This window comes from Prolixibacteraceae bacterium (assembly GCA_019720755.1).
Lineage (GTDB): Bacteria > Bacteroidota > Bacteroidia > Bacteroidales > Prolixibacteraceae > Halosquirtibacter > Halosquirtibacter laminarini.
Window position 1 is genome coordinate 4,133,021 of record CP081303.1, and the last position, 14,652, is coordinate 4,147,672.

11 protein-coding genes and 1 riboswitch are annotated in these 14,652 nt (G+C 36.3%); of the genes, 4 read left to right on the plus strand and 7 right to left on the minus strand.

Going from position 1 to position 14,652, the window contains the following annotated elements; genetic code table 11:
• Nucleotides 1-75: 75 nt before the first annotated feature.
• From radA to panC, 3 genes are all read right to left on the minus strand, one after another.
• The gene (gene radA / locus K4L44_16400) at nucleotides 76-1,449 is read right to left on the minus strand and encodes a DNA repair protein RadA (GenBank protein QZE14088.1); all 1,374 of its coding nucleotides are present in this window, start codon (nucleotides 1,447-1,449) and stop codon (nucleotides 76-78) included.
• A 107-nt stretch (nucleotides 1,450-1,556) separates the two neighbouring features.
• Nucleotides 1,557-1,907 (minus strand): aspartate 1-decarboxylase, encoded by a 351-nt coding sequence (locus K4L44_16405; GenBank protein QZE14089.1) that lies wholly within the window; start codon nucleotides 1,905-1,907, stop codon nucleotides 1,557-1,559.
• Between the two features lie 24 nt (nucleotides 1,908-1,931).
• Nucleotides 1,932-2,771: a pantoate--beta-alanine ligase gene (gene panC, locus K4L44_16410; GenBank protein QZE14090.1), complete on the minus strand. Its 840-nt coding sequence runs from the start codon at nucleotides 2,769-2,771 to the stop codon at nucleotides 1,932-1,934.
• Nucleotides 2,772-2,984: 213 nt separating this feature from the next.
• Here panC and K4L44_16415 point away from each other — a divergent pair, with 213 nt between their 5' ends.
• The 3 genes from K4L44_16415 to glmS all read left to right on the plus strand — a co-directional run bounded on the left by K4L44_16415 (nucleotide 2,985) and on the right by glmS (nucleotide 7,291).
• Nucleotides 2,985-3,803, plus strand: coding sequence for a glycogen/starch synthase (locus K4L44_16415; protein QZE14091.1), 819 nt, complete (start codon nucleotides 2,985-2,987; stop codon nucleotides 3,801-3,803).
• A 21-nt stretch (nucleotides 3,804-3,824) separates the two neighbouring features.
• Nucleotides 3,825-5,303 (plus strand): DUF4270 domain-containing protein, encoded by a 1,479-nt coding sequence (locus K4L44_16420; protein QZE14092.1) that lies wholly within the window; start codon nucleotides 3,825-3,827, stop codon nucleotides 5,301-5,303.
• Nucleotides 5,304-5,452: 149 nt separating this feature from the next.
• Complete coding sequence (glmS, locus tag K4L44_16425; GenBank protein ID QZE14093.1) at nucleotides 5,453-7,291, plus strand: glutamine--fructose-6-phosphate transaminase (isomerizing); 1,839 nt, start codon at nucleotides 5,453-5,455, stop codon at nucleotides 7,289-7,291.
• Nucleotides 7,292-7,343: 52 nt separating this feature from the next.
• On the opposite strand, the gene K4L44_16430 is transcribed toward glmS, so the two are convergent.
• Together K4L44_16430 and K4L44_16435 are read right to left on the minus strand one after the other, a co-directional pair.
• Complete coding sequence (locus K4L44_16430; GenBank protein ID QZE14094.1) at nucleotides 7,344-8,426, minus strand: hypothetical protein; 1,083 nt, start codon at nucleotides 8,424-8,426, stop codon at nucleotides 7,344-7,346.
• 180 nt (nucleotides 8,427-8,606) lie between these two features.
• Nucleotides 8,607-9,554 carry a hypothetical protein gene (locus K4L44_16435; GenBank protein QZE14095.1) on the minus strand — a complete coding sequence of 316 codons (948 nt, stop codon included), beginning with the start codon at nucleotides 9,552-9,554 and terminating at the stop codon, nucleotides 8,607-8,609.
• A gap of 382 nt (nucleotides 9,555-9,936) precedes the next feature.
• Between K4L44_16435 and K4L44_16440 the strand changes: the two genes are divergently transcribed.
• Entirely contained in the window at nucleotides 9,937-10,866 is a 930-nt protein-coding gene (locus tag K4L44_16440; GenBank protein QZE14096.1) for an ISAzo13 family transposase, read from the plus strand.
• Nucleotides 10,867-10,977: 111 nt separating this feature from the next.
• Here K4L44_16440 and K4L44_16445 read toward each other — a convergent pair whose 3' ends face one another.
• Together K4L44_16445 and K4L44_16450 are read right to left on the minus strand one after the other, a co-directional pair.
• Nucleotides 10,978-11,442, minus strand: a complete 465-nt coding sequence (locus K4L44_16445) for a DUF4249 domain-containing protein (protein ID QZE14097.1) — start codon at nucleotides 11,440-11,442, stop codon at nucleotides 10,978-10,980.
• A gap of 448 nt (nucleotides 11,443-11,890) precedes the next feature.
• Nucleotides 11,891-12,100: riboswitch (cobalamin riboswitch) on the minus strand.
• A 90-nt stretch (nucleotides 12,101-12,190) separates the two neighbouring features.
• Nucleotides 12,191-14,554 carry a transglycosylase domain-containing protein gene (locus tag K4L44_16450; GenBank protein QZE14098.1) on the minus strand — a complete coding sequence of 788 codons (2,364 nt, stop codon included), beginning with the start codon at nucleotides 14,552-14,554 and terminating at the stop codon, nucleotides 12,191-12,193.
• Nucleotides 14,555-14,652 lie beyond the last annotated feature (98 nt).

A 14,652-nucleotide genomic window follows, 5' to 3' on the forward strand; every position in this document is an offset into this window, starting at 1 on the left:
TCCCTATTTACATTTTTTATCAATGTATATCCCCAACCCTTGCCTTATATATAAGAGAACAATACTATCTGATTATTACCCAGCAAAGAGAGCTTTTACAAGCTGGTCAATTCTTCGAACATTACATACCTCAATCTGAGCTTTTATGTTTTTTAGTTTTGATGGATTGGATACAGCAAGATATATTCGTCTAAACCCTAATTTGTCGGCTTCTATAATTCGTTGTTCTATTCGGTTCACAGGGCGAATTTCTCCTGTAAGCCCTACCTCTCCAGCAAAACAACAACGGGTGTCGATTGCAAGATCAAAATTAGAGGAAAGGATCGAGGTGATTACACCGAGATCCATTGCAGGATCTTGTATTTTAATTCCCCCTGCTATATTCAAAAAGACATCCTTTGCCATGAGACGAAAGCCAGCTCTCTTTTCTAATACAGCAAGAAGCATGTTTAATCGGCGAATATCAAAACCTGTAGACGAACGTTGCGGGGTACCATATGCTGCGGATGAAACAAGTGCTTGTACTTCAATCATAAAAGAACGCATTCCATCCTGAACACAGGATATGGAGGTGCCACTTAGTTGCATGTCATGATTAGAAAGAAGAAGTTCTGAAGGATTGATGACCTCTCTAAGACCGGTCTGTTCCATTTCGAAGATACCAAGCTCAGAAGTGGAACCGAAACGATTCTTAGAACTTCTTAGGATACGAAAAAGATGGTTTCGATCTCCTTCGAATTGAAGAACAGTGTCTACAATATGTTCTAGTATCTTTGGGCCAGCAAGGGACCCCTCTTTATTAATATGACCGATAAGAAGTGTTGGGGTCTGAAGAGGTTTTACTGTTTTGAGAATAAGATTAGCACACTCTCGGATCTGTCCTACACTTCCTGCTGCCGTTTCAAGGTGTTCGGTTACTACGGTTTGAATGGAATCAATAATTAAAAGGTCGGGTTTCTCCTTTTCTACGTGAAAAAGTATCTTTTCCATACTTGTCTCACTTAAGAAGACGCAATTTTCATTCTCTTTATTGATTCTTAAGGCGCGTAGCTTTAATTGTTGAAGGCTCTCCTCTCCTGAAACATAAAGAACTTTCTTGTCGTTTAGACTCAAGGCAACTTGTAGTACAAGTGTTGATTTCCCGATACCCGGTTCGCCACCAAGAAGTGTAATCCCTCCTGGGACAAAACCTCCGCCGAGAACCCTGTTTAGCTCTCCGTTATTCGTGTCGAGTCTATCAGACTCTTTTATACTAATTTCTGATAGCCTAAAAGGTCTTGCCTCTACATGACCGATAGAGGAAATAGAGGCATTATTCTTGGTGTCCTTACTTGAAACAACTTCTTCTACGAAAGTATTCCAATCACCACAAGAGTTACAACGTCCTACCCATTTTGCAGAGGTAACACCACAACTTTGGCAAACAAAGGTATGTTTAATCTTAGCCATAAAAGCGTCTATTTTATATATTTCAGTGAGAATAGATATAAAAATAGCGAATACTTTTGATGGTATTCGCTATGATCTGTATTAAAATATCTTTTAAACTCTAATAATTATACCAGAGCATTCGTCGTCTCATCAGGAAAAACTAAAGAAGGTTCCCATGATTTTGCCTCCTCAAAGTCCATTCGTGCATAGGAGATGATAATGATAATATCTCCCATTGCTACTTTTCTTGCAGCAGGTCCGTTTAAACATATTTCACCTGAACCTCTTTCGCCTCGGATACAGTAAGTCTCTAGACGTTCTCCATTATTGACATTTACAATTTGAACTTTCTCGTTTTCGATTAAGTTCGCTGCATCCATCAGATCTTCATCGATAGTAATACTACCAACATAATTAAGATCTGCGTTGGTTACTTTTGCTCGGTGAATTTTAGATTTACATACTTCTATTTGCATCACTATTAATACTTAAGTCTCGCGTTAGTTAAAAACAATATTATCAATCAAACGTACAGCTCCTGCTTGTACAGCAATACAACCAACAGCTCTCTCTGCATCTTCCCATTTGTTCATTGGCTGAAGTGTACGATCATTTACAATAGAGAAATACTCCACCTCTAATAAAGTGTTTTTGTTTATCTCTGCTATTGTTCTTTGAATGGTTTTTTCAACAGTCAATGCTTTGTCTAAAGCTACAGACTCTTTCAATACTTTGTATATTGTGGGGGCTGCCAATCTATGATTTTCAGTAAGAAGTAAGTTGCGACTACTTTTAGCTAATCCATCTTCTTCTCTAATAATATCACAAGGTACTATCTCCACATTCAAATTAAGTAACTCCACCAGTCTTTGGATGATTGCTACTTGTTGAAAATCTTTCATTCCGAAATAGGCATGATCTGGACGAACATAGTCGAATAGTTTGCTTACAATTTGGCCTACTCCATTAAAATGACCTGGTCGCATTTCTCCTTCCATTACTGTCTCTAGTGTGCCAAAATCAAAAGTACGATGGTCCGGTTCTGGATACATCTCCTTTACTGAAGGTGCAAAAACCATGTCACATCCAGCTTCTTTAAGTAATTCGACGTCTGCTTCGAGAGTACGTGGATAAGTGCTAAGATCTTCAGGGTTATTAAATTGTGTAGGGTTTACAAAGACTGATACCACAGTATAGTCATTTTCATTCACAGAGCGTTGCACTAGCGACAAATGTCCTTCATGCAATGCTCCCATGGTAGGAACAAATCCAATAGTTCCTTCTTGACGCTTTTCATCTAAGATAGCGTTCATGGATAGCTTGGTCTTCTCGATCCTCATTTTGTATAGTTAAAAAACGATCTTTCAAAAATCACGCTTCTTGTTTGTTGTTGATAATGAGCTTTCAAGGAGCGTGAATATTTGAGCTGACAAAGTAACAAAAATTATTACATCGAAAAAAGCATCGAACGTTTCAAATAACGATGGTTAACAAGAAAACATTGATTGCTTGTCATTTTTTGCTTATATTTGCACCATAAATTTGACATTGAAATGGAAAAGAAAAAAGTTCTATTTATCTCTCAGGAAATAACACCATACTTGCCTGAAACGGAAATATCTAAGATCGGAAGAAACTTACCTCAAGGTATCCAAGAACAAGGGAAAGAAATTCGTACTTTCATGCCACGATTTGGATGTATTAATGAAAGAAGAAATCAGTTGCATGAGGTGATTCGTCTTTCTGGAATGAACTTGGTAGTGAATGATGCAGACCATCCACTTATCATTAAAGTTGCATCGATTCAAGCAGCTAGAATGCAGGTGTATTTTATCGATAATGAGGACTATTTTCAAAGAAAAGCAACCTTGGTTGATAAAGAAGGAAATGAATATAGTGATAATGATGAAAGAGCTATTTTCTTTGCAAGAGGAGTTCTTGAAACGGTTATCAAACTAAGATGGGCACCAGATGTGATCCACTGTCAAGGTTGGTTTACTGGTCTTGTTGCAGTGTTCTTGAAGCACATGTACAAAGACAATCCACTTCTTGCTGATACTAAGATTGTATATTCTCCTTATGCTTCAGAGTTCGAAACACCTCTTGATAGTGAATTGAAGAAAAAGCTAATGGATGATGAAATTCCAGCAGACGCTTTATCACAAATTGATGAACCTACTTACGTTAATTTCAATAAGATGGTGGTTGATCATGTCGATGGTGTCATTAAAGGTAGTGAAACTATCAATGCTGAGTTAGAAAAATATATCGAAGAGTCAGGAAAGCCATTCTTACCGTTTCAAGATGAGGATAAATATGTCGAGGAGTTTAACCAATTTTATGACAAATTTTTACTAAATTCCGCCGAATAAACTTTTTAAACGGAAATAGCTTTGATGATTATAGATAAACTTAAAAGCAAAAATCAAATCCTGTTATTATTGTTTATAGCAGGATTTGCTTTTGTATCCTGTCAAGAGAAGAACAATAATCTCGGATTGGAACTTATCCCTGATGACCAAATGTTACAGGTGGTAACACTAAAGGATAATAATACTTCAGACTCATTCTATGAGCGAGATAGTCCAATTCGTGTGGATGAACCTAGTGCATGTATTTTTGGAGTATTAAACGACCCATTACTAGGTCAAACGAAAGGTTCGATTGCAACACAAATGAGACTGACTCATAAACCAGAGATTAATGCAACTTCTGTTTTGGATTCGGCAGTGATCCTTTTAAGTTATCGATCGTTTACAGGAGATACTTTAACTCCACAAAATATTGTTGTAAAAGAGCTTTCTGGAAGTCTGGATAAAGACAAAGCTTATATGTCTTCTTTCGATGTTACCTCATTGGTTTCGGACAAGGTTATTGGTAATGGAACTTTTACACCACACCAACAAATGTCTGGTGCAGATACGCTTACTCAAATTGCTCGTATAGTGGTTACAAAAGAGTATGCAAAACATATTATCTCTCTTTGGGATAAGACAGATGAGAGTGGCAACCTAATCTATGAAAATGGGGATGCTTTTGTGAAAGAGGTAAAAGGTATATATCTCGAACCTCAGAATGTTCCAAGTAATAGAACGGGTGCATTGATCACCACTAATGGTTCTTATTCTATTTCAAAAGGAATGAGTACCTATCCAGTGGATCTTCGTATCAGAATGCATATTTATACAACGACGACAGTGCCTGATGAGTCTACGGATGATGAGAACGACACAAAAGATGTTCAGAAAGTTATCTCGTTATACTCTACCAAATATTCTGCTACAGTGCCTAAAATGGAGCATAACTATACTGGTACCGCTGTTGCTGATGAATTAGGTAATGAGAGAGGCTCTTCTAAATATCTATATGTTCAGCCTAACGAAGGATTAAGATCCGTTGTTAAGCTTAATATTCTTAGTGAACTCAAAGATAGATGGACTGTTCAAAGTGACTCTATCGATGTAGATGCTCCAGATGATAATCTTTATGGAAATGATAAGATTTTTATAAACAAAGCAACTTTAAAGATTCATGTTGATACACTTGCTTCTGAATATAGGACAATGGGTGTTCCTCGAGTAATGACACTTCGTTATATTCCTAAGGATTCAGAAGATGGAGATCTACGTGATAATGAGAATGGGGCTTATATCGCAGGAAGCTTCAGTAGCTCATCGTCTTCTTATGTGTTTGATATGACCAAACATGTAATCAAATACCTTCATGATAAAGTAGAGAATTCTAAAATGTATCTTATTCCTTTTAACAGAGTCGCTAGTACACAAAGAGCGGTACTATTTAGTAATAAAAGTGAACAAGGGATAGAGTTCGAATTGATCTATGTTAAGAAAGGTATCTCTGAGAGAAATTAATGATTAATATAAGATGAAAAACCCTATGTACTCCAACTATAAGAATGAGTAATAGGGTTTTTTTTATATCATATATACACACAACTATTGATATCACCACCTCATTACGGAAGTAGAAAATTATTTACCCCAACCTAGTTTATTTGCGTATGTGTGGAATTGTTGGTTATATAGGTAAAAAGAATGCCTATAACATCTTAATTAATGGTTTAAAGAGATTAGAGTATAGAGGTTATGATTCATCTGGAATCGCCTTATCAAATGGAACAACCCGAATTTATAAGAAGCAAGGAAAGATCTCCAATCTTGAAGATTTTGTTGCTGATAAAAGGGTGGATGGAAATATTGGTATTGCTCATACCCGATGGGCTACCCATGGAGAACCTAGTGACGAGAATGCTCATCCCCATCAGTCACAGAATGGTAAAATTACGTTAGTACATAATGGCATTATCGAAAACTATGCTATCTTGAAAGAACGTCTTGAAGAGAAAGGTTATACTTTTCAGTCTCAGACAGACACAGAAGTTCTGGCGAATCTTATTGAGTATGTATATAATAAGATTGATAATCGATCTCTAGAAGAGGCTGTAAGACTCTCTTTAGAGAAGGTTGTTGGAGCCTATGGTATAATTGTAATGTGTGATGATGAGCCCAAAAGACTTGTCGCTTCTCGTAAAGGTAGTCCTCTAGTAATAGGGGTTGGTGATAATGAATACTATATTGGTTCGGATGCGACTCCTTTGGTGGAATACACCAATCAAATGATCTACCTTCAGGATTTTAATATTGCGATTATTGAAGAGAATAGTTTTACACTTAAAACTATCCAAAACAACCCTGTTACACCAGAAATAAAAAGAGTAGATATTCAAGTAGATCAACTAGACAAGGGTGGTTATGAACACTATATGTTGAAAGAGATCTACGAACAGCCTACGACTATCGAGCAATCATTCAAAGGAAGAATTGCCGTTGATGGAAAATCTATAGTACTTGGTGGTTTGATTGATGTGATGCCACAGTTGGTGAAGGCTCCAAGGATTATTATTCTTGGATGTGGTACCTCTTGGCATGCCGGATTGGTTGCCGAATATCTAATTGAAACATATTGTCGTATCCCTGTTGAGGTTGAGTATGCTTCAGAATTTCGTTATCGTACCCCAGTTATCAACAAAGGAGATGTTATTATTGCTGTTTCTCAAAGTGGAGAGACAGCCGATACTTTAGCTGCTATAAAGAAGGCAAAAGAGGATGGTGCTATTATTATTGGCGTTTGTAACGTCGTTGGTTCTAGTATTCCGAGAGAGACTCATGCAGGGGTATATACTCATGCTGGAGTAGAGATCGGTGTGGCATCTACAAAGGCATTTACTGCACAAGTAACGGTACTTACTCTAATGGCAATTCAGATAGCAAAAGAGAAGGGGTCTATAGATCAAAGTGAGTATGAGATTTTGATTCAAGAGATCCTTGAAGTACCGAATAAAGTTCGTGTTGCTCTTTCGAAAGAGGATAAAATAAAATCTATATCTGACAAATATAGCGATGCTGTTAATGCATTGTATTTAGGACGTGGATATCTATTCCCTGTTGCATTAGAGGGTGCTTTGAAGTTGAAAGAGGTCTCCTATATTCATGCAGAAGGTTATGCTGCAGGAGAGATGAAACATGGTCCTATAGCATTGGTCGATGATAATTTACCTGTAGTGGCAGTTGCTCCTAAGGATCATTATTATGAAAAAGTGGTGAGTAACATTCAAGAAGTAAAAGCTCGTAAAGGAAATGTTATTGCAGTTTTAAATGAAGGGGATCTGAATCTTAAAGAGATGGTGAATGATTTCATCGAGATACCAAGTTGTCATCCTGCAATCTCCCCATTAGTTGCTGTGATACCTTTACAGTTACTTGCATATCACATTGCTTTAAACAGAGGATGTGATGTCGATCAACCTCGTAATCTTGCGAAGTCGGTGACAGTAGAGTAATACAGTTGCATAGATATAAGAGCAGAGGATGATTCCTTTGCTCTTATATTTTTCAATTCCCTCCCAAAAATTCATTCTGTTCTTGAAATATCTTTTCCGCTTTTTCCCAAGCTAACGTAGGATCCGTTCTATCCAAACGATGTATGTTTTGATAGATGATCTCTGCGATTTCATCTGTCTCATCTCCATATCGATAGTAGTAGTTTTTCATCAGGGATCTTGAGCTATTAACCTCTTTGTACATATCGTATTTACGATCACATATAGCAATAGTGTCTCTCAGAGACGGTACTATTTCATGAAGTTTTAGGCATTCATTTTTTAGACCTTTGGTCCATTCAAAAAGATTGTCTAGAGGGAATGATTCTCCAAAGATCATCTGGTCAAAAACCTTCGTTTTATTTTCTATTATGGATAGATTGTCCAAGTGTCTTGAAGTAAATATCTTCGGACTAAGAGATTCAAGTATCTCTCTCTCATAGGGTGCGATAGATCCCACGACTCTAATCTCTACCTTTTTGTTTCTACATGGTAGAACAAAGACAGTTGCCTCTTTTAGTTGAATATATAGAGGGGAAGGCACTTCACACTTGTCTACGAATAATCTTTCGCCAATTTCTTTTGCATATGCCTCTTTTAATGACTTTTTATCCTCTTTTTCAACCGAAACTACAGCTCCTAATTCTTGAAGTTGACGTATCATTAAAATGATCATACGACTCCAATCTAATCGATATTCAGTAGAAAGTGTAGCATAAGGAAACGCATCAAAGTGGAATTGATCGTAACCTTCTAGTTTTTCAACAGGAATACTATAGGACTCTTCATCGTCTGTTTCGCTAAGAAAAACTTGAAAACTAGAAGAGGATAGTTTAGACTTGAATGCCGAATGGTGTATGGTCACAACACGTTGAGGGAGTATAAGGTGTGGTGCCAATCTTCGGTATTTACGAATCTCCTTTATTGCAGTTCTACTTGATGCAATATTACCAATAGCATGAGGAAATAGATTGCTATAGTAATAGTGTGATTCTCTAACAAGTCCATAGGGTTGAGAAATCTCTACCCTCTCTCCTTCTGCAATCTTTTGCAGTGTCTCAAGATAGTCTGTGATCCTAAAATCCGTAATATTCATCGTATAAAAAGTTCCAATTTTTGTAGTTCAAATGTACGATAAAAAAGCATGGATAGTAAATATTTCACATTGAGATCTAGGAGCCCCATTAATAGATTTGGCTCTCTCTTTTATAGATGCATAGAACAATCCTCATAGGATTATCTGTTTTATTTTTGTATAATTCAATGATGGCCTTTGTTATTTTTGATAGTCCCATCTCCATACAAAGCCTAAGTAAAAGGTTCGTAATGTATAGTAATTATTATATTTTGAGTCGAAGTCTTGATCATAGTAAAAAGAGGAGATGTTATGGTTATTTAGGAGATTGTTTACGGAAGCAAAAGCGACCAACGAATGATTCTTATATGCAATGTATTTGCTTATCATTACGTCTAATCGATTATAGTGATTGTAACGATTATTATTGTATTGGTTATCGTAAACTGGAATCTTATATTGATTAAATGTTCTTGTGCTTACAATAGGTGTATATAAAGCTCCTTGTCGTGATTGAAATGATAAAGTCGCAGAGAGACCGTTGCTATTCTTGTATTGCAGAGAACTCTTTATGAAATAGTCCATATCTCGATCACCTACGTAAGAGTGTTGGTCTATACTCATCTTACTATCTATCCATGTATTGGCAATTTCGAACATCCATTGGTCTCCAATAGCCTGTCGATACATCAATTCTACTCCCTTAACCTTTTGACTATCTATCTCTTTATTGTAGTGGACATAGTTCCCTCCTTTCTCTTGTTTCATAAAGAATGCAATCCCCAAAGATGTTTTGTATGAAGTGTAGTTGTAGTCTACTGCAAACTGTTGGCTTTGTTGAAGAGTGAAATCATGATGATAGAAATTACTTGGTAAAGTATTAAAATATTGGCCAGCACTCATGATTAAAGAACTCTTCGAGGAGAAATCAAAGTTTAATGCCGTTTGATATGCGACATAGTTCTCTTCAAAGTTTACTAGTGTTCGTACTCCGCAGCTTAAATTCATATTGTGCCTTAATGAAACATTTACGAATCCATATAGTTCTATCTTTTTATTCACAGTGGTTATCTCTGAGATCTCCGTACTATTGGTATTCCAAAGCATATCTATGATCGATCTACCATGAGAATCTTCTTTGTGAAGCAATTTCTATAAACTATACCAGTTAAGTAGACCAAAATTTGTTCATTTTATGTAATTTTACATATTATGTTGAATTAAAATAAGACTACAAATTGGCAAGACGAAAGATTTTTTACGACCCTCGAACCACGACAAATAAATTGGCTTACTATAAAAGTCTGAATGAAAAGTAGAAGCGTCATTTTTTAGCATATGAATACCTAAGTTTAGGCTATGGAAGTCAACGCTACTTAGCTGAGGTTTTTCGATGTGGTCGTCAAACGATATTGTCTGGAGTGAAGGAAGTTGAGTCTGAAGATTTTAATCCCCAACACAAAAGAATTCGAAAAACTGGAGGAGGTAGAAAAAAAAAGAAGATGAACTAGAAGGTCTTACACATAAGATTTTGTCTTATGTTGCAGATCATATGGAAGGAAGTCCAACGGACCCAAATGTAAAATGGACTCATCTTCGACCTTGTGATATTGCAACGTTTATTCTAATGAAATATGACATAACACTGTCTAATGGGCAGATTAAAAGAATATTAAAAAACAACGGTTACTGTCGCCGCAAACCTAGTAAATCGATAAGTACTGGTGAAAGTAAAAATAGAGAAGAACAATTTCATATCATACGAGTTTTAATGTTGCTGTTTACCAACATGCCACACAATCCAATCATAAGTATAGACACTAAGAAAAAAGAAGTCCTCGGGCAATTAACAAGAGATCAAGGAGTATTATGCAAAAAAGAAGGAACTCCGAAGGTTTACGATCATGACTATTCATATTTAACAACAGGTAAAGCTATTCCACATGGTATTTATGATATAAAACACAACAATGATTATATGTCTATAGGAGACTCGCATGAAACCGCGGAGTTTGTCATTGAGAATTTATTGTGGTGGTGGAACAACTTTGGAGTTTACAATTATCCTGAGGTTACACAGATATTGATACTTTGCGATTGCGGTGGAGCCAATGGATATAGGCATCACTTATTCAAAGTACTGTTGCAAGCACTTGCGGCTAAGATCGGACTGAAAATATCGATAGTGCACTATCCGCCATATTGTTCTAAATATAATCCGATTGAGAGATTGTTATTCTCACAAGTACATAGAAGTTTAAAGGACACTTTATTGACAGATGTTAATCAAGTAGCGGATTTGATTGGAAAAACAATAACGAAACAAGGACTTATAGTTCAAGTTAGAGTAGTAGTAAAACAATATCAGACAGGTAAAAGATCTTCTAAGGAAGACATAGCTGTCAAGAAGATCCTTTACAATAAAAAATTGCCTGATTTATCATATACGATTCTACCTTAAAATGGTCTTTGTTATTTTATTTCTTTCACTATGATGTTTGATGACACGAAGATCTATTTTAATAAAGGTGTTTTGGCTAAAATCCCCTTTTATTTTGATGAAGTTTTGTTTTCATGACTGTGAGTCGTTACTTTCTACAAAGAATTTTACTGTACGAATATTTCCAAAAACCTCTTCTACCTCGAATTGTTTGGGTACCGTATCTTCTACTATAACATCTGGGTTGTTTTTGCGTTTAATCACAAGTTTATAATGACTTCCTTCTTTAGGAGAGCTGTTATGAACGAAAGCATAGGCGTTTTCGTCGTAATGAAGTGGGATCTTTTTATTTCTATCCTCGATGATGTAGGCTTCCTCAATGTCTTTTGGAGGGATATGAATATTGGGAACACTTTCAGTAAATTGATAGGTGCGTCCGATACAAACATTCCAAGTTTTTTGAGGTGAGACTATACACTCTACCACTATTTGACTTGGACTGTCGGTAATATATTCACTAGTGACATCTTTTTTACATGAAAAAAAGAGTAGAAGCCATAGTATTAAGGCATAATAAGGTTTACTTCTTGAAAGCATAGAAATTAAATTATGTTATCAAGCATGCAAATATATTAAAATAAGTGTAGGTAAACAGGGAGCTTTTTAACGATAGAGTGTATTTAACATCTCATTAAGAGTGTATATACCCTTGTTCTTTTCCTTTTCAAGAAGTGAATAGAATTGATTTTGTATCAGAATGTTAAATAGAGATGTAAACAACCGACTTGCTGAAGGAGAAGATACAGAGAAGGAGTATATCGTGAGATTATCTGTTTAGATTCTGGAATAACTCTGCATGTAAAGGATCTTTTATGAAGTCCAAGAATATAAAAAGAGGGTGTTTGTCGAGTATTATAAAAGAAAAAACCGAAAGCTATGGAGGTAACTTCCGGTTCTAAACAGTATTTTCGGAAAAGAGATTATGGCAGCAATCTCTTGCTTTGTTTGGTGTAATTAAGTATCACAATATACTTCACTCTTACCCCGAAAGCATTTCCTATCAGGTCGGTCTTCTGGCTTACAATCTCTTGCAACTACTCCTTCCCATCTCACGATAAAGACAGTGGCTATTGTAGTGCAATCTCAACCCTATACAAAGGTCTTTGATCGATTACAGCTGCGGGGACAGCTTCCGATTTGAACGGAATTCCCAAACATGGTAAAATATGCTTATACCTGATACTACGCAATATAGAAAAAAAACCCAATCATTAAAAGTTTTTGAATGATTGGTTCCTATATCGTGAACTATTGTATTAAAACTGCTTAAAAAAGGCTCTTATTACTAAAAGAAATCAGAGGACTCCTCTTCTATGACAGTATTTGTTTTTTGTTCGATCGCCTTTTCAGAATCCTTATCACAGTCAAGGCTTATATTAAACTCTTCTGGTTTTTCGAATTTAGTGTCTTGTGTATATCCTAAAGAGGTGTCGTCATAAACTTGATGCATGAAATATCCATAAATAGGAAGAGCTAAGTTTGCACCTTGTCCCATTCTAATGTTGTCGAAATGGATACTACGAAGTTTTGCTCCAGTCCATATTCCAGTAACCAACTCAGGAGTAACCCCCATAAACCAACCATCGGAATGGTTTTGTGTCGTTCCCGTTTTACCTCCTAGTGCGGCCGTAAATCTACCATACTCTTTGTTCCATCTTAGGCGAGATCCCGTTCCTTTGTTGACCACACCTTGAAGTAGGTTGATCATTAGATATGCGGTGTTCTTACTGATTGCTTCGTCTCTATATGGTTCGAAGTCGGCAACAATATTTCCATTTTTGTCCTCGATGTTTGTAACAAAAATAGGTTTGGTAAAGATTCCTTTGTTTGAGAAACATCCAAAAGCTCCGACCATCTCATAGATTGAAATTTCAGTAGTACCAAGGAACATAGAAGGAACAGCATCTATTCTACTCGTGATTCCCATCTTTCTCATTACCTTCTTCATTCCTTCCGGATTATATTGTCTCATAATCCAAGCAGAGATGTTGTTTACAGAGTTCGCTAACCCCCATTTTAAAGTGACATTTTCGCCATATTTTGCTGAACCCGAGTTTTGAGGAGTCCAAGTGGAACCATCAGGAAGGGTAAAGGTATATTCAATATTGAGGGCTTTAGTACATGGAGTCAAGCCATTCTGCATGGCTAATGTATAGAGGAATGGTTTTACCGTAGATCCAACCTGACGCTTTCCATCTTTTACCATATCATACATGAAATGACGATAATTAGGTCCTCCGACATAGGCTTTGATATGCCCAGAACGTGGATCGTAAGTCATCATTGCAGATCGTAAGAAGCTCATATCATATTTAATAGAATCAAGAGGAGACATAATGGTGTCGATATCTCCTCTCCAAGAGAATACCGTCATTTGGGTTGGTTTCTTGAAGTCCTCCATTATCTGATCAAACTTTTTCCCTTTGTTTTTTAGGACACGGTAACGCTCACTCTGTTTGATGGACATCTTAAGAATCCCATTGATCTCGTCGTTAGAAAGATCGTTAGAGAAAGGCGGATGGTTATAATGCTTAAGGTTTTTGAAAAATGCAGGCTGTAGATTGACAGAAAGGTGTTTTTTTACAGCATTCTCTGCATACATCTGAATCTTAGAGTTTAGGGTTGCATGGATCTTTAGTCCATCCTTATATAGGTTGTATGGAGATCCGTCCATCTTACGGTTTTTATAACACCATCCAAAAAGAGGGTTGTTGTTCCACTCGTTAAGATCCTCTTTGAACTTTTGATCTTGCCAAGAAGCATAGTTCTTTCTCTCTGGTTTTTTGTGTTGCATGATTGTACGCAGATACTCCGTAAAATAGGTTCCAACTCCCACTTTAAAATCTTCTTTCTGATATTTTAATCCTAGATCTTTCTTTTGTAGATCCTTCTTTTGTCCTTCAGTAATATAGCCATATTTATACATTTGTTTTAGAACCACATTTCGACGCTCTTTCACCATTTTGGGTCTTCTCAATGGATTATAAAGAGCGGAGTTTTTTGCCATTCCAACTAGCATTGCCGACTGCTCTATTGTTAGTTTATCAGGAGTGGTACTAAAATAAATATGCGCTGCAGATTTGATTCCAACAGCCAAATTCAAGAAGTCGTATTTATTTAGGTACATCTTGATGATCTCTTCTTTGGTGAAGTTTCTCTCTAAACGTATGGCAATCACCCACTCTCTAAACTTACGAATTACAAGCTCTATCTTATGGTCAAATTTTTCTCTCGGGAATAGCATTTTGGCTAACTGTTGAGATAATGTACTACCTCCGCCAGCATTTTCATTCCCTGTGGCGACCCCTTTGACTACACGAAAAAGACCAATAAGGTCTATTCCTGAATGATCATAGAAACGAGAATCCTCTGTGGCAATCAGTGCATTTATGGTATTAGGACTAATATCTTGATAATCTACATTAGATCTATTTCGATAGAAAAACTTTCGTAATAGTACGCTGTCTTCGGAATAAACCTCTGATGCATAACTATTTGGAGGTGTTTCGAGTTCTTCAAGAGTTGGCATGTATCCCATCCATCCTGCAGAAATTCCATAGAAAAAGACCACAAGTCCAATAATACCACTGGCAATAATAGCCCAAAAAATTATGATGTATTTTTTAAAAGAAGAGATCTGTTCTTTCATTTTTGATTCTTTATTATCCTACTTTTCAAAGATAATTAATTATATTCAAGAAGTTGAAAATATTGAATCTTTGGAGGCTTAAAACAGATATTTTTGAT